This is a genomic window from Candidatus Symbiopectobacterium sp. NZEC135 (assembly GCF_025962695.1).
This window is the reverse complement of record NZ_JAGFPF010000014.1, coordinates 56,267-79,730: the sequence shown is the minus strand read 5'-3', so window position 1 is coordinate 79,730 and position 23,464 is coordinate 56,267. Positions and strand designations below refer to the sequence as shown.

The 23,464-nt window shown below is 55.2% G+C and carries 23 protein-coding genes; 12 read left to right on the top strand and 11 right to left on the bottom strand.

Going from position 1 to position 23,464, the window contains the following annotated elements; genetic code table 11:
* Positions 1-39 precede the first annotated feature (39 nt).
* From lptB to J5224_RS10075, 6 genes are all read right to left on the bottom strand, one after another.
* On the bottom strand, positions 40-765 hold the full coding sequence (lptB, locus tag J5224_RS10100) for an LPS export ABC transporter ATP-binding protein (protein ID WP_196908458.1): 726 nt from the start codon (positions 763-765) through the stop codon (positions 40-42).
* 3 nt (positions 766-768) lie between these two features.
* A complete protein-coding gene (lptA, locus tag J5224_RS10095; RefSeq protein ID WP_264625248.1) occupies positions 769-1,350 on the bottom strand; it encodes a lipopolysaccharide ABC transporter substrate-binding protein LptA in 582 nt (193 codons plus the stop codon).
* Positions 1,331-1,897 (bottom strand): LPS export ABC transporter periplasmic protein LptC, encoded by a 567-nt coding sequence (gene lptC, locus J5224_RS10090; RefSeq protein ID WP_264625247.1) that lies wholly within the window; start codon positions 1,895-1,897, stop codon positions 1,331-1,333. The genes lptA and lptC overlap by 20 nt, the downstream gene beginning before the upstream one ends.
* Positions 1,898-2,009: 112 nt before the next feature.
* Positions 2,010-2,576: a 3-deoxy-manno-octulosonate-8-phosphatase KdsC gene (kdsC, locus tag J5224_RS10085; protein WP_264625246.1), complete on the bottom strand. Its 567-nt coding sequence runs from the start codon at positions 2,574-2,576 to the stop codon at positions 2,010-2,012.
* 67 nt (positions 2,577-2,643) lie between these two features.
* Positions 2,644-3,630 carry an arabinose-5-phosphate isomerase KdsD gene (kdsD, locus tag J5224_RS10080; protein WP_222159213.1) on the bottom strand — a complete coding sequence of 329 codons (987 nt, stop codon included), beginning with the start codon at positions 3,628-3,630 and terminating at the stop codon, positions 2,644-2,646.
* Positions 3,631-3,681: 51 nt separating this feature from the next.
* The gene (locus tag J5224_RS10075) at positions 3,682-4,653 is read right to left on the bottom strand and encodes a calcium/sodium antiporter (protein ID WP_264625245.1); all 972 of its coding nucleotides are present in this window, start codon (positions 4,651-4,653) and stop codon (positions 3,682-3,684) included.
* A gap of 303 nt (positions 4,654-4,956) precedes the next feature.
* On the opposite strand from J5224_RS10075, the gene mlaF reads away from it, so the two are divergent.
* The 7 genes from mlaF to murA all read left to right on the top strand — a co-directional run bounded on the left by mlaF (position 4,957) and on the right by murA (position 9,778).
* A complete protein-coding gene (mlaF, locus tag J5224_RS10070) occupies positions 4,957-5,769 on the top strand; it encodes a phospholipid ABC transporter ATP-binding protein MlaF (RefSeq protein ID WP_264625244.1) in 813 nt (270 codons plus the stop codon).
* Between the two features lie 7 nt (positions 5,770-5,776).
* On the top strand, positions 5,777-6,559 hold the full coding sequence (gene mlaE / locus J5224_RS10065; protein ID WP_264625243.1) for a lipid asymmetry maintenance ABC transporter permease subunit MlaE: 783 nt from the start codon (positions 5,777-5,779) through the stop codon (positions 6,557-6,559).
* Between the two features lie 4 nt (positions 6,560-6,563).
* Positions 6,564-7,130, top strand: a complete 567-nt coding sequence (gene mlaD, locus J5224_RS10060) for an outer membrane lipid asymmetry maintenance protein MlaD (RefSeq protein ID WP_252319808.1) — start codon at positions 6,564-6,566, stop codon at positions 7,128-7,130.
* A gap of 16 nt (positions 7,131-7,146) precedes the next feature.
* On the top strand, positions 7,147-7,779 hold the full coding sequence (gene mlaC, locus J5224_RS10055) for a phospholipid-binding protein MlaC (RefSeq protein WP_264625242.1): 633 nt from the start codon (positions 7,147-7,149) through the stop codon (positions 7,777-7,779).
* Positions 7,772-8,065 (top strand): lipid asymmetry maintenance protein MlaB, encoded by a 294-nt coding sequence (gene mlaB / locus J5224_RS10050; RefSeq protein ID WP_264625241.1) that lies wholly within the window; start codon positions 7,772-7,774, stop codon positions 8,063-8,065. Before mlaC ends, mlaB begins: the two co-directional genes overlap by 8 nt.
* A 141-nt stretch (positions 8,066-8,206) precedes the next feature.
* Positions 8,207-8,461, top strand: a complete 255-nt coding sequence (gene ibaG / locus J5224_RS10045; RefSeq protein ID WP_264625240.1) for a BolA family iron metabolism protein IbaG — start codon at positions 8,207-8,209, stop codon at positions 8,459-8,461.
* Between the two features lie 51 nt (positions 8,462-8,512).
* Complete coding sequence (gene murA / locus J5224_RS10040; RefSeq protein ID WP_264625239.1) at positions 8,513-9,778, top strand: UDP-N-acetylglucosamine 1-carboxyvinyltransferase; 1,266 nt, start codon at positions 8,513-8,515, stop codon at positions 9,776-9,778.
* A 46-nt stretch (positions 9,779-9,824) separates the two neighbouring features.
* Here the strand turns inward: murA and degS are convergent, their stop codons facing one another.
* The 3 genes from degS to zapG all read right to left on the bottom strand — a co-directional run bounded on the left by degS (position 9,825) and on the right by zapG (position 13,139).
* On the bottom strand, positions 9,825-10,919 hold the full coding sequence (degS, locus tag J5224_RS10035) for an outer membrane-stress sensor serine endopeptidase DegS (protein WP_264625238.1): 1,095 nt from the start codon (positions 10,917-10,919) through the stop codon (positions 9,825-9,827).
* A 216-nt stretch (positions 10,920-11,135) separates the two neighbouring features.
* Positions 11,136-12,506, bottom strand: a complete 1,371-nt coding sequence (gene degQ / locus J5224_RS10030; protein WP_264625237.1) for a serine endoprotease DegQ — start codon at positions 12,504-12,506, stop codon at positions 11,136-11,138.
* A 228-nt stretch (positions 12,507-12,734) separates the two neighbouring features.
* Positions 12,735-13,139: a Z-ring associated protein ZapG gene (gene zapG, locus J5224_RS10025; protein WP_264625236.1), complete on the bottom strand. Its 405-nt coding sequence runs from the start codon at positions 13,137-13,139 to the stop codon at positions 12,735-12,737.
* Between the two features lie 235 nt (positions 13,140-13,374).
* On the opposite strand from zapG, the gene zapE reads away from it, so the two are divergent.
* From zapE to sspB, 5 genes are all read left to right on the top strand, one after another.
* Positions 13,375-14,526, top strand: a complete 1,152-nt coding sequence (gene zapE, locus J5224_RS10020; RefSeq protein ID WP_413544662.1) for a cell division protein ZapE — start codon at positions 13,375-13,377, stop codon at positions 14,524-14,526.
* A 248-nt stretch (positions 14,527-14,774) separates the two neighbouring features.
* On the top strand, positions 14,775-15,203 hold the full coding sequence (gene rplM / locus J5224_RS10015; protein WP_196908474.1) for a 50S ribosomal protein L13: 429 nt from the start codon (positions 14,775-14,777) through the stop codon (positions 15,201-15,203).
* A gap of 15 nt (positions 15,204-15,218) precedes the next feature.
* A complete protein-coding gene (gene rpsI, locus J5224_RS10010; protein WP_195314295.1) occupies positions 15,219-15,611 on the top strand; it encodes a 30S ribosomal protein S9 in 393 nt (130 codons plus the stop codon).
* A 356-nt stretch (positions 15,612-15,967) separates the two neighbouring features.
* Complete coding sequence (gene sspA, locus J5224_RS10005; RefSeq protein WP_264625235.1) at positions 15,968-16,609, top strand: stringent starvation protein SspA; 642 nt, start codon at positions 15,968-15,970, stop codon at positions 16,607-16,609.
* A gap of 6 nt (positions 16,610-16,615) precedes the next feature.
* Complete coding sequence (sspB, locus tag J5224_RS10000) at positions 16,616-17,107, top strand: ClpXP protease specificity-enhancing factor (RefSeq protein ID WP_264625234.1); 492 nt, start codon at positions 16,616-16,618, stop codon at positions 17,105-17,107.
* A 177-nt stretch (positions 17,108-17,284) separates the two neighbouring features.
* On the opposite strand, the gene J5224_RS09995 is transcribed toward sspB, so the two are convergent.
* Both J5224_RS09995 and gltB read right to left on the bottom strand, forming a co-directional pair.
* Complete coding sequence (locus tag J5224_RS09995) at positions 17,285-18,703, bottom strand: glutamate synthase small subunit (RefSeq protein ID WP_264625233.1); 1,419 nt, start codon at positions 18,701-18,703, stop codon at positions 17,285-17,287.
* A 9-nt stretch (positions 18,704-18,712) separates the two neighbouring features.
* On the bottom strand, positions 18,713-23,173 hold the full coding sequence (gltB, locus tag J5224_RS09990; RefSeq protein WP_264625232.1) for a glutamate synthase large subunit: 4,461 nt from the start codon (positions 23,171-23,173) through the stop codon (positions 18,713-18,715).
* Positions 23,174-23,464: the final 291 nt, after the last annotated feature.

Below are 23,464 nucleotides of genomic sequence, written 5' to 3'. Positions count from 1 at the left end.
TTTCCCTTAAATGGAACGCCCATTGCAAACGTTACAGTATCAAAGTCGGAAGCCTTCGCCCAGATAGACGCGTTTCACCTGCTCATCCTCCAGGATTTCGCTGGGTGAACCGTGGGAAATAAGCTGCCCCTGGCTGACGATATAGGCGCGTTCGCACACATCCAACGTTTCACGCACGTTGTGATCGGTAATCAGCACGCCCAGACCGCTGTCGCGCAGGTGCTCAATGATTTTTTTTATGTCGAGCACCGAAATCGGATCGACACCGGCAAAGGGTTCATCCAGCAAAATAAATTTAGGATTGGCCGCCAGTGCGCGAGCGATCTCTACGCGACGACGTTCGCCGCCGGACAGGGATTGTCCCAGACTATCGCGTAAATGAATAATATGGAATTCTTCCATTAACTCATTGGCGCGATCGTCCTGCTGCTCCGGCGTCAGGTCTTTGCGAATCTGCAAGACGGCCATCAGGTTGTCATAGACGCTCAAACGGCGAAAGATCGACGCTTCTTGCGGCAAATAGCCGATGCCGCGGCGCGCGCGTTCATGCAAGGGCAGCAAGCTTATCTCTTCATCATCAATCACGATCCGCCCGGAATCGCGCTGGACAATGCCGACAACCATATAGAATGTCGTGGTCTTTCCCGCACCATTCGGCCCGAGCAACCCGACGATTTCACCGGAGTTGACCGTTAAACTTACGTTTTCGACCACACGACGGCCCTTGTAGGCCTTCGCTAGGTTTTCTGCGATTAATGTTGCCATAGGTTATTCAGTTGCCTGTGGTTGCTGCTTGGCTTTTTGAGACGCCGGTGCGGCAGCTTTGCCGTTCTTTTCCTGTAGCTGCGAGGGCACCAGCACGGTGGCTACGCGTCCGCCTTTGTCGCCCCCCACCGCTTCCATCTGTTGCTGTTTCACCAGATAGGTGATGCGATCGCCTTTCACGTTGCTATCCAGTTGTTCCAGATAGGCGTTACCCGTCAGCGTGATCTTATCCTGCGCCAGTTCATAGCGCACTTTCTGTGCGCGGCCTTTCATCGGCTTGCCGTTATCTTGCATCTGGTAGAAAGTGACCGGATTCCCAAAGGCTTCAATCACTTCCTGGCCCTGCGATCCCTGTGGGCGCGTGACCACGACTTTTTCGGCCTTCACATCGATGGTGCCTTGTTTGACCGTAACATTGCCGGTAAACGTGACGGTATTGCCCTGCATGTCCAATGACTGCTGCGCGGAATCAATGTGAATGGGCTGGCTGGTGTCTCCTGTCACAGCAAGGGCAGGCAGGCTTGCTGCTAACAGGGCGCTGGCAACGGTAGCGTGGCGCCAAACATTATTGGTGTTGAATTTCATAAGAGGTTTTTACCTTTTCAATCAATTCGGCAGTTTTATTACGCAAATTACCGCGCATTTTCATCCCGTTCGAGAGGAAACTGGCTCCGTACAGTGTCACCTCATCATCGGAGGCGATGTCCTGTGTCACCAGGTTAACTTGCGCATTATCGGTTTTTATCTGCCGTAATTGTGAGTCATTGGTCAGACTGTTGACTTCCACATGCCCGTATAAGAACAACATTTTATCTTTGGTCAACTTGGCGCGGTCGGCTTGCACCGACCAGGTGGCGACACCCTGTTCGTTAAACAGCGTAGCGACCGGCGCGGTAAACCAGGTAAGCTGTTCCGCGTTAAAATACTCCACTTTTTGCGCCACGAGACGATAGTTCAGGCCACCCTGCGGGTTAAACACGCGCGTGGTGGTTTCATCGCTGGTGTAGGTTGGCACCGCATTGTCCTGGGTTTCCGTCTGTGGCGCACTGTCCTGATCCGTCAGGTTCAAGCCAATCAGAATCAGTACAATGAGCGCCAACAGCGCGGTTAGCCAACGCTTTGTCTTATTCATAATAAAAACGTACTCATGGTCATCGCAAACTCATGTCGTAGCACTCTTCTGTCGTAGCACATTCGTGCCCGGACCAACGGGCGGCGATAGCCCCCTTGCCGTGACGATACCTTCATATCGATAGCCCTTTGGCCTCGTCCAACTTACCCTGCGCCAGCAGAATAAGGTCGCACAGTTCGCGTGCCGCACCACGCCCGCCAGCAATTCGGGTTACGTAATCCGCCTTGGGCAGCAGCAGAGGGTGTGCATCTGCCACGGCGACGCTAAGGCCTACCTGTGCCATCACCGGCCAGTCAATCAAATCGTCACCAATATAGGCAACCTGTTCGGCGTTAAGCGACAGTGTATCTAACAGTTCACGGAAGGCCAAAACCTTATCTGACTGTCCCTGATAAAGATGGGTGATACCCAGCGTGCGGCAGCGGTCTTCCACCAGTGGCGCAGAGCGCCCGGTAATGATGGCTACCTCAATGCCGGACGTTAGCAGACAGCGAATACCATAACCGTCGCGCACGTTAAACGCCTTCAGTTCTTCCCCTTGATTGCCCATGTAGATAAGGCCGTCGGAGAGCACGCCGTCAACATCGCAAATCAGCAATTTGATGGCTTGCGCCTTTTCCAATACCCGATCCGCGACGGGGCCGTAGCAGGTGGCGGTTTGCGCTTGGGGGTTATTCATAAACACATATCCTTGATATCACCCTTCTTTACTTTAGGGGGCGCCCAAAAGACGATCCCGTTGACTGTCACACCACGCCAGCGCGCAGCATATCATGCATATGGACGATACCGACCAGCCGATCGGATTGTGCCACCAGCAGCGACGTAATATGGCGCGACTGCATCAGGTTCAGCGCATCCACCGCCAATGTATTCGGGGTAACCCGAATGCCGCCTGCGGTCATCAGATCGGCGATACGCGCATCGTTGAGGTTGATCTGCATATCAAAGATGCGGCGCAGGTCACCGTCGGTAAAGATGCCTTCGATCGTCATGTCCGGTGTGCAAATCACGGTCATACCGAAACTCTTGCGGGTGATTTCCACCAGCGCATCACGCAACGAGGCGTCTCGGGTCACGTGAGGGATCTCGTCTCCGGTATGCATGATATCCGCAACGCGCAGCAAAAGTTTGCGGCCCAGTGCGCCACCGGGGTGAGAAAGGGCAAAATCTTCGGCAGTGAACCCCCGCGCCTGTAACAAGGCGACGGCAAGCGCATCGCCCATCACCAGCGTGGCCGTGGTGCTGGAGGTGGGGGCCAGCCCCAACGGACAGGCTTCCTGCGGCACATGGACACAGAGATGAATATCGGCCGCTTTACCCATGGTGCTTTCCGGGTTGCTGGTGATGCAAATCAGAAACACCCCCAGACGTTTGAGCACCGGGATCAGCGCCAGAATTTCATTGGATTCACCCGAGTTGGAGATGGCGATCACGATATCTTGCGCGGTGATCATGCCGAGGTCACCGTGGCTGGCCTCACCGGGATGGACAAAAAACGAGGGGGTGCCGGTGCTGGCGAAGGTTGCCGCCATCTTGCAGCCAATGTGCCCGGATTTCCCCATGCCCATGACCACCACTTTGCCTTGGCAATGGAACATGGTGCGACAAGCGCGGGTGAAGTTGTCATCGATATACTGGTCCAGATGGGCCAACCCGTCGCGTTCGATGGCGAGCACGTGGCGGCCTGCCTGTTGGAAATCGAAATCGGGCTGTTGTTCAACGTTGGACATAACGGTTAATCCTGACTATTTGAGTTTCCCAAGAAATCGAGTCGTGCGCCGCTAATACAGCAAAAACAGCGTCGCAAGGTAAGCAATAAACATACACAGCAACAGCGCGCCAGCACCTTGTCCGATAGAGCGTTTTTTGCGCAGGCAAAGCAGCGTCAGCAGCAGGCTGGCTCCCAGCATCACGCCGTAGTCGCGTTGAAATGCCAGTGGATTTACCGCGCCGGGTGACAGCAGCGCTGGGACGCCAAGCACGATAACCAGATTAAAGACGTTTGACCCAATCAGGTTACCCAGCGCGATATCATCCTCTTTTTTCAACGTGCCGACGATGGCAGTGGCCAGTTCCGGCAGGCTGGTGCCAATCGCCAGCACTGTCAGACCAATGGTCAACTCGTCAAAGGCGAAATGGCGTGCAATCACCGTGGCATTGTCAATCACGATACGCGCCGCCATCGGCAGAATAATCAATCCCAGCAGCAACCAGAGTACGGCAACCGTCTGGTTACCGTCAGCCTGTGCCTGCGGCAGCTCCGCCAATTGTTCACGCGTCAGGCTGTCACTGCCGTTCTGTTGCGCCTGACGCGCCATGCGCAGCATCAGCACTATCCAGGCACCTGCCGCCGCGAGCAGCAGGACGCCATCAAGCCGACTAAGGTAGCCATTGTAAAGCACACCGCCGCTGAACAGCGTGATCAACAGCATGGGGAGCAGTTCACGCCGCAGCAGATCGGAACGAAAGGTCAAGGGGCGAATCAGGGCAGCACTGCCGAGAATTAGCATGATATTGGCGATATTCGAACCCAATACATTACCGACCGCCATGTCCATTTGCTGGTTCAGACCCGCCGTCACCGACACCGCCAATTCTGGCAGTGAGGTGCCGATGCCAACAATCATCACGCCGATAATCAAAGGAGAAACGCCCCACACACGGGCAAGAACGGCTGCGCCATAAACCAAACGATCAGCACCATAAACCAAAAGAAACAAGCCAATAACCAGCAGAACTATCGCAAAAAGCATGCAGCGTCCTTTATTCGGGTATAATCACCGGCTCATAAGGCAATGAAGCGGTGCGCGGACGAATGTCGAGCAAAAATTGCGTTGCATCGTAGAGGGGTAATTTTGACTGTCTGGACAGAAAAAGTAAAACCTATGGCAGCCAGAACCCGCCCTTTTCGGTAAGAATTGTCGGTAATATTTTGTAAAACTCGGGCTTTGCCAGAAACCTGCCGTTAAGCTTGATAATAAATGCAACGGTTGTTGCACGTCATGGACGTATAACCGCGACGATCGTCAAGGGGAGTGAGTGAAGGAAAAGATCGCATGAACCAAGATGCTACTCATCTGGTTGAAATTCGTGGGCTCAATTTTTCGCGCGGCGAGCGGCCCATTTTCACCGATGTTTCATTAACCGTACCTAAAGGGAAAGTCACCGCTATCATGGGGCCCTCTGGTATCGGTAAAACCACATTGCTGCGCCTGATTGGCGGTCAGCTTCAGCCGGACAACGGCGAGATCTGGTTTGATGGAGAGAATATTCCAACGCTCTCCCGTTCCCGATTGTATGACGTGCGTAAGAAGATGAGCATGTTGTTCCAGTCTGGCGCGCTGTTCACCGATCTTACGGTGTTTGAGAACGTGGCCTGGCCACTGCGGGAACATACACAACTGCCGGAAGCGCTGTTACACAGCACGGTGCTGATGAAGCTGGAAGCGGTCGGGTTACGCGGTGCGGCCAACCTGATGCCTTCAGAGCTCTCAGGAGGGATGGCCCGCCGCGCCGCACTGGCTCGCGCTATTGCGCTCGATCCGCAAATGATCATGTTCGATGAGCCTTTTGTCGGTCAGGATCCGATCACCATGGGCGTGTTGGTGAAGCTTATTGATGAACTAAACCATGCACTGGGCATCACCTGCGTGGTGGTCTCCCATGACGTGCCGGAGGTGCTGAGCATCGCTGACTATGCCTATATCGTGGCGGATCAGCACATTGTTGCGCACGGCTCGGTGGCGGCGCTGCGTGCGAATACCGATCCTCGGGTACGGCAATTTATTGACGGCATTGCCGATGGCCCCGTGCCGTTTCGCTTCCCTGCTGGTGACTACAAAACCAGCCTGTTAGGCTCCGGGAGTTAATCAATTCATGCTACGAGAAGCATTGGCGTCGTTGGGACGTCAGGGAATCCGGTCCTGTGCTGCCTTCGGTCGTGCCGGGTTCATGTTGTTTAATGCGCTGGTGGGCCGTCCCGAACTGCGCAAGCAAGGCCCGCTGTTGCTTAAGCAGCTGCACAGCGTTGGGGTGCAGTCACTGTTGATCATTCTGGTGTCTGGCCTCTTTATCGGAATGGTGTTGGGGCTGCAAGGGTATCTGGTGCTGACCACCTACAGCGCCGAGGCCAGTTTGGGCATGATGGTGGCGCTCTCTCTGCTGCGCGAACTGGGGCCGGTGGTCACCGCGCTGTTGTTTGCTGGTCGCGCCGGATCGGCCCTGACGGCGGAAATCGGCCTGATGAAAGCTACCGAGCAGCTCTCCAGCATGGAGATGATGGCGGTAGATCCGCTGCGGCGCGTGGTGGCCCCCCGTTTCTGGGCCGGACTTATCAGCATGCCGCTGCTGACGATCATTTTCGTGGCGGTTGGTATCTGGGGCGGCGCGTTGGTTGGGGTGAACTGGAAGGGCATCGATGATGGCTTCTTTTGGTCAGCGATGCAGGGCGCCGTCGAGTGGCGCAAGGATCTGCTGAACTGCGTGATCAAAAGTGTGGTATTTGCGATTACCGTGACCTGGATTGCGTTGTTCAATGGTTATGATGCGATCCCGACCTCTGAGGGGATCAGCCGGGCGACGACGCGCACGGTAGTGCATTCGTCATTGGCGGTATTGGGATTGGATTTTGTGCTGACAGCACTGATGTTTGGGAACTGAGTCGATGCAAACAAAGCGAAGTGAAATCTGGGTTGGTGTTTTTCTGTTGATCGCCCTGGGCGCCATTATTTTTCTCTGTTTGAAAGTCGCCGACGTGAAGTCTATCGGCAGCGAACAGACTTACCGGCTGTACGCCACGTTTGACAACATTGGCGGCCTGAAAGCGCGTTCTCCGATCAAAGTCGGTGGTGTGGTGATTGGTCGCGTTGCTGATATTTCGTTGGATACCAAAACCTATTTGCCGCGCGTTGCCATGGATATCCAACGCCGGTACGACCATATTCCTGACACCAGTTCGCTGGCTATCCGCACCTCCGGGCTGTTGGGCGAACAGTATCTGGCGCTGAATATCGGCTTCGAAGATGAAGAAATGGGCACCAAGATCCTCGCCGATGGCGGCGTGATCCAGGACACCAAATCTGCCATGGTGCTGGAGGACTTAATCGGACAATTCCTCTATAAGAGCGGGGGCGATAGCGCCGACAATACGGGAAAAACGGAATCTGTGCCGCAAAACGAACCGGCATTGACGCCAGCGCCGTCTGCTCCTGCGCCGGGCGCAGCACAATAATCAAGAGGACATCTGCATGTTAAAACGTTTACTGATGGTGGCACTGCTGGTTGTGGCACCGCTCGCCAGCGCGGCAGATCAAACTAACCCTTATCGTTTGATGAACGATGCGGCACAGAAGACCTTTACGCGTCTGAAAACGGAACAACCGCGCATCAAGCAGGATCCGAATTACTTGCGTCAAATCGTGCATGAAGAGCTGTTGCCGTATGTGCAGATTCGCTATGCAGGAGCGCTGGTGCTGGGCCGCTACTACAAAGAAGCGACGCCGGCGCAGCGTGATGCCTATTTCAAGGCGTTCGAAGCCTATTTAGCGCAGGCCTACGGTCAGGCGCTGGCGCTGTATCACGGGCAGAACTACCAGATTGCGCCGGAACAGCCGCTGGGCAGCGCTGACATCATTCCTATCCGTGTGACCATTATCGATAACGGCGGTCGCCCACCGGTGCGTCTGGATTTTCAATGGCGTAAAAACAGCCAGACCGGCAACTGGCAAGCTTACGATATGATTGCTGAAGGGGTGAGCATGATCACCACCAAGCAAAACGAATGGGCAGCCATTTTGCGTCAACAGGGTGTTGATGGGTTAACCAAGCAGTTGGAAGCCTCCGCGCGTCAGCCGATTACGCTGGAGCAGAAGAATGGCTGAGGCACTGCGCTGGACGTCGCAAGACACGACGCTGGGGCTGTCCGGCGATTTGGATCGCGATTCCCTGCTGCCACTTTGGCAGCAGCGTGAGACCTTATTGAAGGGCAAGCAGGCGCTGGATATCGCGGCGCTGGAACGCGTCGATTCCGCCGGGTTGGCGCTGTTGGTGCATCTCTATCAACAGCAAAGCCGTTTAACGCCATCTTTCGTGATTTCTGGTGCCAGTGAACGGGTAAAAACGCTGATTGCGCTGTATAACCTCAACGATATTATTCCTGTTGTTTGATTTTTTTCTTTACCTTTCCCGCGTATAGATGAAAACAGCCCTCTTAGCTTACGCCAAGAGGGATTTCTTTGTTTAAGAAAACGGCGTATTCATCTAAGATACACGGCTGATAATCCTCCCCTGAACACAGAATTGAGAGCGATGGAAAATAACGAGATCGAAGCGGTGCTGATGAAAGCACTCGCACTGCAAGAAGTCCACGTAACGGGCGATGGCAGCCACTTTCAGGTCGTCGCCGTGGGGGATATTTTTGCTGGTATGCGTCGTGTCAAACAGCAGCAGACCGTATACGCGCCCTTGATGGAGTACATTGCGGACAACCGCATTCATGCGCTTTCCATCAAGGCCTATACACCGGAAGAATGGCAGCGCGATCGTAAGCTGAACGGCTTTTAAGCGAGAGCAGTGCGCCCTGGAATACTTTTAGCAAGCTGAGAACCTTTAACTATGGACAAATTTCGTGTGCAGGGTCCTACCCGGCTCACTGGTGAAGTCACTATCTCCGGGGCGAAAAATGCCGCCCTGCCCATCCTGTTCGCGGCCCTGCTGGCGGAAGCGCCAGTAGAGATCCAAAATGTTCCCAAGCTGCGTGATATCGATACCACGATGAAGCTGCTTAGCCAGTTAGGTGCTCACGTGACGCGCAACGGTTCGGTGCATGTGGATGCCCGCGACGTTAACGTATTTTGCGCCCCTTACGATCTGGTGAAAACCATGCGCGCTTCTATCTGGGCGTTGGGGCCGCTGGTCGCGCGTTTCGGTCAGGGTCAGGTGTCACTGCCTGGCGGCTGCGCGATTGGCGCGCGTCCGGTCGATCTGCACATCACCGGGCTGGAGCAGTTGGGTGCCAAGATCGTGCTGGAAGAGGGCTATGTCAAAGCCACGGTTGACGGGCGTTTACAGGGCGCGCATATCGTCATGGATAAAGTCAGTGTCGGTGCAACCGTCACTATCATGACGGCGGCGACGCTGGCGGAAGGCACCACCATTATCGAAAATGCCGCGCGCGAGCCGGAAATTGTTGATACGGCAGGCTTCCTCAACGCCATGGGTGCGAAAATCACCGGTGCAGGCAGCGACAAGATCATTATTGAAGGCGTCAAGCGTCTGGGTGGCGGCGTTTACCGCGTTCTGCCGGACCGTATCGAAACCGGTACGTTCCTGGTGGCGGCTGCGGTCTCTCGTGGCAGCATTGTGTGCCGCAATACGCGCCCGGATACGCTGGATGCCGTGTTGGCAAAATTACGTGATGCCGGTGCGGATATTGAAGTGGGTGAAGACTGGATCAGTCTGGATATGCATGGCAAACGCCCGAAAGCGGTTACCGTGCGTACCTCTCCGCATCCCGGCTTCCCGACCGATATGCAAGCGCAGTTCAGCCTGCTGAATCTGGTGGCTGAAGGCACCGGTGTTATCACCGAAACCATCTTCGAGAACCGTTTTATGCACGTGCCGGAGCTGATTCGTATGGGTGCGCAGGCGGAGATTGAGAGCAACACCGTGATCTGCCACGGCGTTGATACGCTTTCTGGCGCTCAGGTGATGGCGACCGATCTGCGTGCCTCAGCCAGTCTGGTGCTGGCGGGCTGTATCGCGGAAGGCACAACCCTCGTCGATCGTATCTATCACATCGATCGTGGCTACGAACGCATTGAAGATAAACTGCGTGGGCTGGGTGCGAACATCGAACGTGTCAGCGGCAACGACGCGTAATCCCGTTTCAGTATGAGCAGCTGTGGTGCTGCTCATACTGGTAACGTTAGCTCTCAGGAAACTCCTGAATCGTCACCGATAGCGTCATCTCTTGATCGCCACGGCGAATGACTACCGGAACGGCGTTACCGGGACGAATTTCAGCCACCTGATCCATGGTTTCAATCACTGAGACGGCGGGCTTGCCGTTCATGGTTAGCAACACGTCACCCTTTTTCATGCCGCCCTTATCCGCTGGTCCTCCGGGTTCGACATTCATCACGATCACGCCTTGCAACCGTTTATTGCCGTCCAGTGTGCTATTCGGTGACAAGCCTTCCGCCTGCGCGCCGTTGATGCCGATATAACCGCGAACCACGCGACCATCACGTATCAGTTTTCCCATCACCTTGGTGGCCAGCGCTACCGGAATGGCGAAGCCTATGCCCTCTGGCGTTTCTCCGTCACTGCCTTTATCAAAGGTCAGCGTGTTGATGCCGACCAGTTCGCCCAGCGTGTTGACCAACGCACCGCCAGAGTTACCGTGGTTGATGGAGGCATCGGTTTGCAGGAAATTCTGACGTCCGCCAAAACCGGAACCAGAACCGTCCATCAGGCTTAGACCCACACGGCCGGTGGCGCTGATAATGCCCTGAGTAACGGTTTGCCCCAGGTTGTAGGGGTTGCCGATAGCCAGTACCACATCACCGATGTGCGCCGTGCGTTTCTCATTGATGGTAATGACAGGCAGGTTGGCGGCTTCCACTTTCACTACCGCCAGATCGGTCAGCTTGTCGGTGCCAATCACGCTGGCCTCATAGACGCGACCATCCTGTAACGAGATAACCAACTGCGCGATATTGTTTATCACGTGATTATTGGTCAGCACATAGCCCTTTTCACTCATGATCACGCCCGATCCGAGCAGGCGAATATTCAGTTCCCCATTGGTCTCGCTGCTTGATTCTCGGCTATAGACGTTAACCACCGCAGGCGCGGCGCGGCGCACGGCCTGATTATAGCTAAGCGGCACATCCTCGCTCTGAATAGTGTGTGAGCGGGAAAACAGTGCGGTATTTGACCGTAGCAACGGCATGATCGCGAGCAGAATTCCCGCCACGATCGCGCCAATAATGGCGGAGCGAAAAAGTTTTGCGAGCATAAAACGTACAGGGAAGTGGATAGGTAAGCGGAGGATAACATGAGATTAGCGGACACGGCATGTACCGTGTCCGATTTTATCGTATATACCCGTCATACTTCAAATTGCAGATGCGTTGGCTGCGCTCACTCACCCGAATCACTTACTTGAGTAAGCTCATCGGGATTCATTCGCTTGCCGCCTTCCTGCAACTCGAATTATTTAGGGTATATATCGTTATCTCAGCAGCAGGTAAATCGTTTCTTCTCCACGCACTACGTTCAGTGCCAGCACGCTGGGTTTGCTTTCCAGAATTTTGCGCAATTGGGTGATGTTTTCTACCCGCTCACGGTTAACGCCGATAATGATATCGCCTTTCTGCAAGCCCACCTGTGCTGCCGGTGTGTCTTTGGTGACGTCTTCGATTTGTACCCCTTTGCTGCCATCCTTCGCCTGACCATTGGCAAGCGATGCGCCCTGCAAGGCCGGAGACAGGCTCTCGGCGCTGGTGGCGGCAGAAGTGTTATTATCGAGAACCACGGAGAGTTCCAGCGGTTTGCCTTCACGCAACAGGCCAATTTTCACCGTTTTACCGGGTGCGGTGGTGCCGATTTTGGCACGCAGTTCCGCAAAGCTGTTGATGGGCTTGCCGTCCAGTGATGTCAGCACATCACCAGCCTTGATGCCCGCCTTGGCGGCCGCCGATTTTGGCAATACCTCGCTGACGAAGGCACCACGTTGCGCTTCCACCTTGAAGGCTTTCGCCATGTCGGCGGTCATTTCGCTGCCTTTGATGCCTAACAGGCCGCGTTTCACTTCACCGAACTCGATAAGCTGTTGCGCCAGGTTTTGCGCCATGTTGCTGGGAATGGCAAAACCGATACCAATGTTACCGCCGCCTGGTGCCAGGATCGCGGTGTTGATCCCGATCAGTTCGCCGTTGAGGTTAACCAGCGCACCGCCGGAGTTACCGCGGTTAATGGAGGCATCGGTCTGGATAAAGTTTTCTAACCCTTCCAGATTCAGGCCGCTACGGCCCAGCGCGGAGATGATGCCCGAGGTCGCTGTTTGGCCGAGGCCGAACGGGTTACCCACGGCAACGGCAAAATCCCCGACGCGCAGTTGATCGGAGTCCGCCATTTTAATTTCTTGCAGGTTCTTGGCATCGTTCAGTTGCAGCAGGGCGATGTCGCTTTGCTCATCGCGCCCCAGCAGTTTAGCGTCATATTCCCGACCGTCATTCAACTGGACACGGATCTTGTCTGCATTGTTGATAACGTGGTTATTCGTTAGCACATACCCTTTGGCGGCATCGATAATCACGCCAGAACCGAGGCCTTCAAACGGGCGACTATTCTGCTTGCCGGTCGGTGCATTCGGGCCAAAGAAGAATTTAAACTCTTCCGGTACGCGTTGGCGCTGCGTTTGCGTACCTTCCACATGCACGCTGACCACCGCAGGCAACACCTTCTCCAACATCGGTGCCAGGCTGGGTAACTGTTGACCCTCCACCACGGCGGGCAGGGCGGCTTGTGCGGCAGGAAGCGATGACAATGCCAAGCTCATGCTTACTGCCAGTGCGCTGAATAATAATGATTTTTTCTTCATTTGAATTATCTCTCACAACCTGCGAACCATCGACAGAATGTCGATTATGAATAAAACGATGATATATAAACTTAAACGGCTGGTGAAGTGTCGACCAGTGAATAACGTGTAAAGTTCACTGTTCTTTCGTCAAGGGAATGTAACTATCGTCAAATTGTGCAGGGAAGGGATCGTGGGGATGTAGGCTGCGTGAAGGATCTTGCCCTTCACGCAGTGGTGCGCGGGGAATTATTTGCGCAGCGGGCGCTCACCGCGCAGCAGTCCAGACGCGCCGTCTGAATAATCACGCGGTGGCATGCCTACCGGTGCCTGATCATTGTCTGCTTCCGCCTCGGTTAAGCGGTAGCGAAACGGGTTATCCTGCATCGGCAAATCTGGCAGCAGGTTGCTAGAGCTTTTTGCCATATGCTGGTACAACTGACGGTAATCTTTTGCCATGTTGTCCAACAACTCGGCGCTGTGGGCAAAATGGCCCACCAACTCCTGACGGTAGGTCTCCAGTTCGGTTTTGCTCTTTTCCAACTCGCTTTGCAGCGCTTGTTGTTGCCGCAGTTTAGAGTTGCCAAAGCGCATGGCGACAGCACCGATGATGATGCCGACAACTAATCCTATTAGCGCATACTCCCAAGTCATAAAGACACCTCTTTCGACGTCGTTGTCCCGTAGGGTTTTTTCACTTCATAATAGCCACTATAACCGCTAACGCCGCCCGAGTGGAGTCCCGAAACGCGACGCTGTAAGGTAATTGGGATCTATTTCAGGTGATATCATGGAAAAATGCGACGATCGCGGAGCGAATCGCCGTTAACGGGCGATAAAACACGACTAACTTTTTTTCGGAAAATGACGGATGAAGGGAGAACCCGAGATGATACAACCGACAATGCTGCCGCTTGCTGGGCCACTGGCGCACTATCAGCAGGCAGTGGCGGCGGGCGAGTATCAGCCCGATGAGGTGCAACGGCAAACGGTAACCGTGCTGCATGGCATTTATCAGGCCTTACAAGCGCGCGAAGTATCGCAGACGGCTCCCGCATCCGATGGCCGTTTTACCCGCTGGCGACACTGGCTGGGGCTGGCGGATAAACAGCCGGAGGCCCCGGTGCAGGGGCTTTATATGTGGGGCGGGGTTGGGCGCGGTAAAACCTGGCTGATGGATCTGTTTTTCCAGAGCCTGCCCACAGAGCGCAAGCTGCGACTGCATTTTCATCGGTTTATGCTGCGCGTGCACGAAGAACTGAATCAGCTACAGGGGCAGCCGAACCCGCTGGAGCAGGTGGCCGATGGGTTCAAGGCGCAGACCGATGTGCTCTGCTTTGATGAGTTTTTCGTTACGGATATCACCGATGCCATGTTACTGGCAGAACTGTTGCGTGCGTTATTCGCCCGTGGCGTGACGTTGGTGGCCACCTCCAACATTCCTCCGGATAACCTCTATCGCAACGGCCTGCAACGCAGTCGTTTTTTGCCCGCTATCGATCTGATCAAACAGTACTGCGAGGTGCGCAATGTGGATGCCGGTATCGATTATCGCCTGCGCACGCTGACCCAGGCGCATCTCTATCTGACGCCGCTGTCGCCGGAAACGGAGGCTGAGATGCGTCAGATGTTCTCACGCTTGTCTGGCCGGGCATTCTCTGTACCGGGGCCCGTGCTGGAGATCAACCACCGCCCGATGCCGACGCTCAGCGCGGGCGAGGGGGTATTGGCCGTCGATTTTGCCACGCTGTGTCTTGATGCGCGCAGTCAGAATGACTATATCGCGCTATCACGTCTCTACCACACGGTACTGCTGCACAACGTGACGGTGATGGGGATCAAAGAGGAGAATGCGGCGCGCCGCTTTCTGGCATTGGTGGATGAATTTTATGAGCGGCGGGTCAAGCTAGTGATCGCGGCACAAGCCTCGATGTTCGCGCTGTATCAGGGGGATCACCTGAAATTTGAATATCAGCGCTGCCTGTCGCGGTTGCAAGAGATGCAAAGTGAAGAATATTTGAGCCAACCGCACCTTGCCTGAGCGGGTAGCGGGGAATTTATCGCGCTTTGGTGGAAAAGAGGTCGATCTTTGCTATCGACTTCTCTATAATCTTGCGACCCCACGTTACAACGACGTTTTTTTCCCGAAACGTTAATCGCGCCGGCATGGCTATTCGAAGGGGTAGGTTTGCTGGACTAGATGCCGTGTGAACCTCGACACTTTATTTCTGAATTTATTGAAGCGTTTGGGTGTTCACCAACGTGTAACTTAAATTGGGTAAGCTTTTAATGAAAACTTTTACAGCTAAACCAGAAACCGTCAAACGCGACTGGTATGTTGTTGACGCGACCGGTAAAACTCTGGGCCGTCTGGCTACTGAACTGGCTCGCCGTCTGCGCGGTAAGCATAAAGCGGAATACACCCCGCACGTCGATACCGGTGATTACATCATCGTTCTGAACGCTGACAAAGTTGCTGTAACCGGCAACAAGCGTAACGACAAGATTTACTATCACCACACCGGTCACATCGGTGGTATCAAGCAAGCGACCTTTGAAGAGATGATTGCCCGCCGTCCTGAGCGTGTGATTGAAATCGCGGTTAAAGGCATGCTGCCGAAGGGCCCGCTGGGTCGTGCTATGTACCGTAAACTGAAAGTTTACGCAGGTAACGAGCACAACCACGCGGCACAGCAACCGCAAGTTCTGGACATTTAATCGGGATTATAGGCAATGGCTGAAAATCAATACTACGGCACTGGTCGCCGCAAAAGTTCCGCTGCTCGCGTGTTCATCAAACCGGGCAACGGCAATATCGTTATCAACCAGCGCAGCCTGGAACAGTACTTCGGTCGCGAAACTGCCCGCATGGTAGTTCGTCAACCGCTGGAACTGGTCGACATGGTTGGCAAACTGGATCTGTACATCACCGTTAAAGGTGGTGGTATTTCCGGTCAAGCGGGTGCCATTCGTCATGGTATCACCCGTGCGCTGATGGAGTACGATGAGTCTCTGCGTTCTGAACTGCGTAAAGCGGGCTTCGTTACCCGTGACGCACGTGAAGTTGAACGTAAGAAAGTCGGTCTGCGTAAAGCACGTCGCCGTCCTCAGTACTCCAAACGTTAATTTCTGGCGTTTATCGCTGCAAATCAACGCAAAAAACCCGGTGCTTGCATCGGGTTTTTTTTGTCTTGTATTCGCCTCATCGGGTTAATTTTGCCCGCATTTTCTCTCTTCAGATAAAAAAATAGTCCTGCTTTTCTGAGGGTTAGTAATGAAATTGCGCTTCTTTCACCACAGAACGCACAAAATCTGGTAAACTATTTGCCGATTTTGTGCCTGTATGCCAGCCGGCGATTTTCCCGAATGTTGATGCCGCCAGACGTTTTTCTTGTGGACAATCACGTACAGTGATTCCGGGCTATGCAGGATAGCGCCGTTTAGTTATTAGTCGTATTTTCTCGATAAACTTGGAGGTTTTCATGGCTGTCGCTGCCAACAAACGTTCGGTGATGACGCTGTTTTCTGGTCAGTCCGACATTTTTAGCCATCAGGTTCGCATTGTCTTGGCGGAAAAGGGCGTGAGTGTCGAGATTGAGCTGGTGGATATGGATAACCTGCCACAGGATCTTATTGACCTCAATCCCTATGGCTCTGTGCCGACGCTGGTCGATCGTGAACTGACGCTGTATGAATCTCGTATCATCATGGAATATCTTGATGAGCGTTTCCCTCATCCTCCGCTGATGCCGGTTTACCCGGTGGCGCGCGGTACCAGTCGCCTGATGATGCACCGCATTGAATCCGATTGGTATTCTCTCCTGAAAAAAATCATGCAGGGGAATGCACAAGAGGCGGATGCGGCGCGTAAACAACTGCGCGAAGAGTTGCTGGCCGTTGCACCTGTGTTCAATGAAGCGCCTTATTTCATGAGCGAAGAGTTCAGCCTGGTCGATTGCTATCTGGCTCCGCTGCTGTGGCGTTTGCCGTTGCTGGGTATCGAATTGGCGGGCGCAGGGGCGAAAGAGCTGAAAGGTTATATGACGCGCGTCTTCGAACGTGATGCTTTCCTGGCATCGTTGACCGAAGCTGAGCGTGAAATCCGTTTGCACACCCGAGGTTAAACCTGTATGGCGTTGTCTCAACTGTCTCCGCGCCGTCCGTATCTGTTGCGGGCTTTTTATGACTGGCTGCTGGATAATCAATTAACGCCGCATCTGGTGGTTGATGTATCGCTGCCGGGCGTAATGGTGCCAATGGAATTCGCCCGCGATGGGCAGATAGTGCTGAATATCGCACAGCGTGCGGTAGGTGGCCTGGAGTTGGCTGATGACAGCGTGCGTTTTAACGCCCGCTTTGGGGGCGTACCGCGTCAGGTTTATGTCCCGATGGCCGCTGTGTTGGCGATTTACGCTCGAGAAAACGGCGCTGGCACCATGTTTGAGCCAGAGCCCGCCTATGAGCTGGATAACCTCACGGATACGCAGGGTGAGGCATTGACGCCGGGCGTGGTGATGTCGGTTGTGGATAACGAGCAACAAGACAGTGTGGCGGAGACTAATTCGCCTGATGACGATCCGCCGCCGCGCGGTGGGCGACCATCGTTACGTGTGGTGAAATAATCACATTCACAGAAAAGGGGCAGCCGTCGGTATGCCCCTTTTTTATGGCAACAACATTGATAAAAATCGATAACCGTTTGCGGCAGGGGGGCGTGATGAAATAGCAATAGCTAAATCATCCGCATCGTGCGCACAAGAAAAAGGCGGCTTGCGCCGCCTTGATGGATAGCGTTCTGATTACACTTCCAGATAGTTCATGATGCCATCCGCGGCCTTGCGGCCTTCGGCAATGGCGGTCACTACCAGGTCGGAACCGCGTACCGCATCGCCACCGGCGAAGATTTTCGGGTTGCTGGTCTGGAACGCACTCTCGCTCTGCTCCGGGGCCACGATGCGCCCTTGGCTGTCGAGATCCACGCCATGTTTCGCTAACCAGTCCATCTTGTGCGGACGGAAACCGAACGCCATGATCACCGCGTCTGCTTCCAGCACATGCTCGGAGCCTTCGACGATTTCAGGACGACGGCGGCCATTGGCATCCGGCGCACCCAGTTCAGTACGCGCCATTCTTACGCCGCAGGCTTTACCGGCACCGTTGATTTCAATGCTGAGCGGTTGCAGGTTGAACAGAAATTCCACGCCCTCTTCGCGCGCGTTTTTCACTTCGCGCTTGGAGCCGGGCATGTTGACTTCATCACGGCGGTAGGCACAGGTTACGTGGGTTGCACCGTGGCGCACAGAGGTACGCACGCAGTCCATCGCGGTATCACCGCCACCCAACACCACCACGCGTTTGCCGCTCATGTCGGTATAGGGTTCATCCGGCGTAGTTTCAAAGCCCATCAGTTGCTTGGTGTTGGCAATCAGGAACGGCAGCGCGTCGTACACGCCCGGCGCGTCCTCGTTTTCCAATCCGCCACGCATGGACTGATAGGTGCCGACGCCCAGGAATACCGCGTCGTAATCGGCGAGCAGGGTCTCGAGCGCAATGTCTTTGCCAATCTCGGTGTTGAGTTGGAACTCAATACCCATCTCACTGAAGATTTCACGGCGTTTGATCATCACTTCTTTCTCCAGCTTGAAGGCCGGGATCCCGAAGGTCAGCAAACCGCCAATTTCAGGGTGACGATCAAACACCACCGCCTGCACACCGCTGCGTGCCAGCACGTCAGCACACGCTAGCCCCGCCGGGCCCGCGCCCACGATGGCAACCCGCTTGCCGGTGGGCTTCACGTGAGACAGGTTGGGTTTCCAGCCCATTTCGATCGCTTTGTCATTGATGTAGCGTTCGATATTGCCGATGGTGACCGCGCCAAACTCTGCATTGAGCGTACAGGAACCTTCACACAGTCTGTCCTGTGGGCAAACGCGTCCACACACTTCCGGCAGACTGTTGGTCTGGTGTGACAGCTCAGCCGCTTCGATAATGCGCCCTTCGTTTGCCAGTTTCAGCCAGTTGGGAATGTAGTTGTGTACTGGGCACTTCCATTCGCAATAGGGGTTACCGCAGGCGAGGCAGCGGTCTGCCTGCGCCTTGGACTGGCTTTCGGAAAAGGGTTCGTAGATTTCTACGAACTCGATTTTGCGAATCTTTAACGGCTTTTTCGGCGGATCAACACGCTGTAAGTCGATAAATTGATAAACGTTCTGACTCATAATGCCCTCTTACTGCGCCTGAACCCGCAATTCGGCTGCGGAACGACTACGATGCCCTAATAATGCCTTCACATCACTCGACTTGGGTTTCACCAGCGCGAAACGCGATGCCCAGACCGGCCAGTTGGCGAGGATCTCTTCGCCGCGCTGCGAACCGGTGTGCTGCACGTGTTCGGTGATCAGGCCGCGTAGGTGCTCTTCGTGAATCGCCAAATCGTCGACCGACAGCACTTCCACTAGCTCAGGGTTGACGCGCTTACGGAACTCGCCATCTTCATCCAGTACGTAGGCGAAACCACCGGTCATGCCTGCGCCAAAGTTGACGCCGGTGCGGCCCAATACGCAGACGATACCGCCCGTCATGTATTCACAGCCGTTGTCGCCGATGCCTTCCACCACGGTGATAGCACCGGAGTTACGCACGCCGAAACGTTCACCCGCACGGCCTGCGGCAAACAGTTTGCCGCCGGTAGCACCGTACAGACAGGTGTTGCCGATAATGCTCGCTTCATGACTGCGGAACGCGGAACCAACCGGGGGACGCACGGAGATGCAGCCGCCCGCCATGCCTTTGCCCACATAGTCGTTGGCGTCGCCGGTCAAGGTCAGTTCGACGCCACCTGCGTTCCATACGCCGAAGCTTTGTCCGGCAGTGCCGGAGAAGTTGGCTTTGATTGGGTCGCTTGCCAGCCCTTGATCGCCGTGCTGTGCGGCAATAGCACCGGACAGCGTTGCGCCGACGGAACGGTCAGTGTTGCGGATATCAAAGTAGAGCGCTTTGCTTTGTTTCGCTGCAATGTGCGGTTGTGCCTGAGACAGCAGCGCCTTGTTCAACAGCCCATCATCAAACGGCGGGTTGCTTTCGGTGCAGTACAGCGCTTTGCCCGGCTGCGGCTGCGCGGTTTGCAACAGTGCAGAGAGATCCAGCTTGTTCTGTTTGGCGGTGAAGCCATCCAGTTCCACCAGCAGATCAGTACGACCAATCAAATCAACCAGTTGACTCACACCCAGCTCCGCCATCAGCAGACGAGTTTCCTGGGCAATAAAGTTGAAGTAGTTGATCACACGCTCTGGCAGGCCGTGGTAGTGATCGCGGCGCAGCTTGTCATCCTGCGTGGCGACGCCGGTCGCGCAGTTGTTCAGGTGGCAAATACGCAGGTATTTACAGCCGAGTGCGACCATCGGGCCGGTGCCGAAGCCGAAGCTTTCTGCACCCAGAATCGCCGCTTTGATGATATCAACGCCGGTTTTCAGACCGCCGTCCACTTGCAGACGGATTTTGTGGCGCAAGCCGTTAGCCACCAGTGCTTGCTGGGTTTCTACCAGCCCCAGTTCCCACGGGCAGCCCGCATATTTCACTGAGCTGAGCGGGCTGGCACCGGTGCCGCCGTCATACCCGGCGATGGTGATCAGGTCGGCGTAAGCTTTGGCTACGCCAGTCGCAATGGTGCCCACGCCCGGCTCGGAAACCAGCTTGACCGAAATCAACGCTTTCGGGTTGACCTGCTTCAGGTCGAAAATCAACTGTGCCAAGTCTTCGATAGAGTAAATATCGTGGTGCGGCGGCGGTGAAATCAACGTTACGCCCGGCACGGAGTAGCGCAATCTGGCGATGTATGGTGTTACTTTATCGCCCGGTAACTGACCGCCTTCACCCGGTTTAGCCCCCTGTGCCACTTTAATCTGAATCACATCAGCGTTGACCAGATAAGCAGGAGTCACACCGAAGCGACCAGAAGCCACCTGCTTGATACGTGACACTTTATTGGTGCCGTAACGCGCCGGATCTTCACCACCTTCACCGGAGTTGGAGTTACCGCCAATGGTGTTCATGGCTTCCGCCAGAGACTCATGGGCTTCGGGGCTCAGTGCGCCGATAGACATGGCGGCGGTGTCAAAGCGCTTAAACAGCTCGCTGGCCGGTTCTACGTCGTCAACCGGAATCGCTACGCCTTCCTGCGGTTTGATGGCAAGCAGGTCACGCAGCGTCGCTACCGGGCGTTCGTTGACGTGTTTGGCATATTCCAGATAGTCGCTGTACTCACCGCTTTTCACTGCTTGTTGCAGGCTGTTAACCACATCCGGGTTATAGGCGTGGTATTCACCGTCGTAAACGAATTTCAGCAGGCCGCCCTGTTCCAGCGTTTTGCGCTTCAGCCAAGCGCGTTTCGCCAGATTTTGCAGGTCTTGCTCGAAATCATCGAAGCTGGCGCCACCAATACGGCTTACCACCCCGTGGAAACAGAGTGCTGATAGCTCTCTGTGCAGGCCCACCGCTTCAAACAGTTTGGAGCAACGGTACGAGGCGATAGTCGAGATGCCCATTTTGGACATGATCTTGTACAGCCCTTTGTTGATGCCGTTGCGGTAGTTGAGCATTACGGTGCGGTAAGGCTTCTCGATGGTGTGGTTATCCACCAGTCGCGCCAGTGATTCATACGCCAGATACGGATAGATGGCCGTAGCGCCGAAGCCCAGCAGCACGGCGAAGTGATGCGGATCGCGGGCGCTGGCGGTTTCAACAATCAGGTTGGCATCGCAGCGCAGGCTCTTTTCCACCAGACGGTGTTGTATCGCACCCACTGCCATCGGTGCCGGAACCGGTAAACGGTGCTCACTGATGGCGCGGTCGGAAAGCACCAGCAACACGGCACCTTCGCGTACTTTGCGCTCGGCTTCTTCACACAGCGCTTCAACGGTTTGCTGTAATGATTTCTCGCGCGGATCGAAGGTCAGATCCAGCGTTTCCGCGCGGTAGTGCTGTTGGTCTTGGGTGAGCAACTGCGTAAAGTCGGAGTACAACAGGATTGGCGATTTGAAACTCAAACGGTGCGCCTGTCCTTCGGCTTCACAGAAGACGTTCATTTCGCGACCAATGCAGGTCGCCAGCGACATCACGTGCGCTTCACGCAGCGGGTCGATCGGCGGGTTGGTCACCTGCGCAAACTGCTGACGGAAGTAGTCGTAAATGATGCGTGGACGGCTGGAGAGCACGGCAAACGGGGTGTCATCACCCATTGAGCCTGTCGCTTCCTGGCCGTTTTCGCCCAGTACGCGCACAATCTGGTCCAGCTCTTCGCTGCTGTAGCCGAACTGCTTCTGGTAGGTTTCCAGCAGGCTGTCATCCAGCTTACGGCTGCCAACCTGATCGTCTGGCAGCTCTTCAAACGGCACCAGACGCTTGACGTTGCGTTCCATCCACTCTTTGTACGGGTGGCGGCCTTTGAGGTCGTTGTCGGTTTCGTTGGAGTGCAGAATGCGGCCTTCGAGGGTATCGATAACCATCAGTTCGCCGGGGCCAACGCGGCCTTTTTCCACCACTTCGTCCGGCTGATAATCCCAAATCCCCACTTCGGAGGCGCAGGTGATCAGCTTGTCTTTGGTGATGACGTAGCGCGCCGGGCGCAGGCCGTTACGGTCCAGGTTACAGGCAGCATAGCGACCATCGGACATGACGATACCGGCCGGGCCGTCCCACGGCTCCATGTGCATGGAGTTAAAGTCGAAGAACGAACGCAGTTCCGGGTCCATGTCCGGGTTGTTCTGCCAGGCGGGCGGCACCAGCAAGCGCATGGCGCGCACGATATCCATCCCGCCGCTCAGGAACAGCTCCAGCATGTTATCCAGCGAGCTGGAGTCAGAGCCGGTTTCGTTAACGAACGGTGCGGCATCTTGCAGATCGGGGATCAGCGGCGTTTTAAATTTGTAGGCACGTGCCCGCGCCCATTGACGGTTACCGGCAATGGTATTGATTTCACCGTTGTGCGCCAGATAGCGGAACGGCTGGGCCAGCGGCCAGCGCGGCACGGTATTGGTGGAGAAGCGTTGGTGGAACAGGCAGATGGCCGATTCCAGACGCAAATCCGCCAGGTCCAGGTAAAAGCGCGGCAAATCCGCCGGCATACACAGACCTTTATAGATGTTGATCAGGTTGGAGAAGCTACAGACGTAGAATTCTTTATCCTGAATACGCTTTTCAATACGGCGGCGCGCCATGAACAGGCGGCGTTCCATATCGCGCGGCGACCATCCCGCCGGGGCGTTGACAAAAATCTGTTCGATGCGCGGCAGTGAGGAGAGGGCAATTTCACCGAGCACGTCCGGGTTGGTGGGCACTTCACGCCATCCCAGTACGGACAAGGTTTCATTTTGCAGTTCTTCTTCCACAATGCGACGCGCGGCACGGGCCAGATCCTGGTCCTGATTGAGGAACATCATGCCCACGGCGTAGTTCTTCGCCAACCGCCAGCCGTGCTCTTCGGCCACCAGTCGGTAGAAACGATCGGGTTTTTGTAATAACAAGCCGCAGCCGTCGCCGGTCTTGCCGTCAGCAAGGATCGCGCCACGGTGCTGCATACGGGCCAGTGCGTGAATCGCAGTACGCACGACCTTGTGGCTCGGTTCACCTTCTATATGGGCGATCAATCCGAAACCACAGTTGTCTCTCTCTTGGGATGCATCGTACAACATATCTCAGTGAACCTCCCCAGGCTCTGTGTGACTCTCACAACCTACTTCGTTCGGCACCGTGGCGTTGAACGGTGGCGGATGACGGGGTCGCGCATCCTGCCGTTCTCTTCTTCGGCCTCTCGTGACGGTCTTACAAGTGGACTATGACTTGCTTTAAGAGGGAGTCTTTCTTTTCTAACTGCATAAATATGACGAGTCGCGGACTCGTCGGGAAAGCTTCCAGCGGACTCCCAAATTAGCGAGAAAGCCAGTTCAGGTCAAATATCAATGCAAAATGTGCGATTAAGGGAT

Excerpts from the sequence above, each read along its gene's own strand:
- mlaD (WP_252319808.1), top strand. The coding sequence starts at position 6,564 with ATGCAAACAAAGCGAAGTGAAATCTGGGTTGGTGTTTTTCTGTTGATC.
- zapE (WP_413544662.1), top strand. The coding sequence starts at position 13,375 with ATGATACAACCGACAATGCTGCCGCTTGCTGGGCCACTGGCGCACTAT.
- mlaE (WP_264625243.1), top strand. The coding sequence starts at position 5,777 with ATGCTACGAGAAGCATTGGCGTCGTTGGGACGTCAGGGAATCCGGTCC.
- kdsD (WP_222159213.1), bottom strand. The coding sequence starts at position 3,630 with ATGTCCAACGTTGAACAACAGCCCGATTTCGATTTCCAACAGGCAGGC.
- rplM (WP_196908474.1), top strand. The coding sequence starts at position 14,775 with ATGAAAACTTTTACAGCTAAACCAGAAACCGTCAAACGCGACTGGTAT.
- degQ (WP_264625237.1), bottom strand. The coding sequence starts at position 12,506 with ATGAAGAAAAAATCATTATTATTCAGCGCACTGGCAGTAAGCATGAGC.
- degS (WP_264625238.1), bottom strand. The coding sequence starts at position 10,919 with ATGCTCGCAAAACTTTTTCGCTCCGCCATTATTGGCGCGATCGTGGCG.
- zapG (WP_264625236.1), bottom strand. The coding sequence starts at position 13,139 with ATGACTTGGGAGTATGCGCTAATAGGATTAGTTGTCGGCATCATCATC.
- murA (WP_264625239.1), top strand. The coding sequence starts at position 8,513 with ATGGACAAATTTCGTGTGCAGGGTCCTACCCGGCTCACTGGTGAAGTC.
- rpsI (WP_195314295.1), top strand. The coding sequence starts at position 15,219 with ATGGCTGAAAATCAATACTACGGCACTGGTCGCCGCAAAAGTTCCGCT.
- lptB (WP_196908458.1), bottom strand. The coding sequence starts at position 765 with ATGGCAACATTAATCGCAGAAAACCTAGCGAAGGCCTACAAGGGCCGT.
- lptA (WP_264625248.1), bottom strand. The coding sequence starts at position 1,350 with ATGAAATTCAACACCAATAATGTTTGGCGCCACGCTACCGTTGCCAGC.
- sspA (WP_264625235.1), top strand. The coding sequence starts at position 15,968 with ATGGCTGTCGCTGCCAACAAACGTTCGGTGATGACGCTGTTTTCTGGT.
- J5224_RS09995 (WP_264625233.1), bottom strand. The coding sequence starts at position 18,703 with ATGAGTCAGAACGTTTATCAATTTATCGACTTACAGCGTGTTGATCCG.
- mlaF (WP_264625244.1), top strand. The coding sequence starts at position 4,957 with ATGAACCAAGATGCTACTCATCTGGTTGAAATTCGTGGGCTCAATTTT.
- kdsC (WP_264625246.1), bottom strand. The coding sequence starts at position 2,576 with ATGAATAACCCCCAAGCGCAAACCGCCACCTGCTACGGCCCCGTCGCG.
- sspB (WP_264625234.1), top strand. The coding sequence starts at position 16,616 with ATGGCGTTGTCTCAACTGTCTCCGCGCCGTCCGTATCTGTTGCGGGCT.
- mlaB (WP_264625241.1), top strand. The coding sequence starts at position 7,772 with ATGGCTGAGGCACTGCGCTGGACGTCGCAAGACACGACGCTGGGGCTG.
- J5224_RS10075 (WP_264625245.1), bottom strand. The coding sequence starts at position 4,653 with ATGCTTTTTGCGATAGTTCTGCTGGTTATTGGCTTGTTTCTTTTGGTT.
- gltB (WP_264625232.1), bottom strand. The coding sequence starts at position 23,173 with ATGTTGTACGATGCATCCCAAGAGAGAGACAACTGTGGTTTCGGATTG.
- ibaG (WP_264625240.1), top strand. The coding sequence starts at position 8,207 with ATGGAAAATAACGAGATCGAAGCGGTGCTGATGAAAGCACTCGCACTG.
- lptC (WP_264625247.1), bottom strand. The coding sequence starts at position 1,897 with ATGAATAAGACAAAGCGTTGGCTAACCGCGCTGTTGGCGCTCATTGTA.
- mlaC (WP_264625242.1), top strand. The coding sequence starts at position 7,147 with ATGTTAAAACGTTTACTGATGGTGGCACTGCTGGTTGTGGCACCGCTC.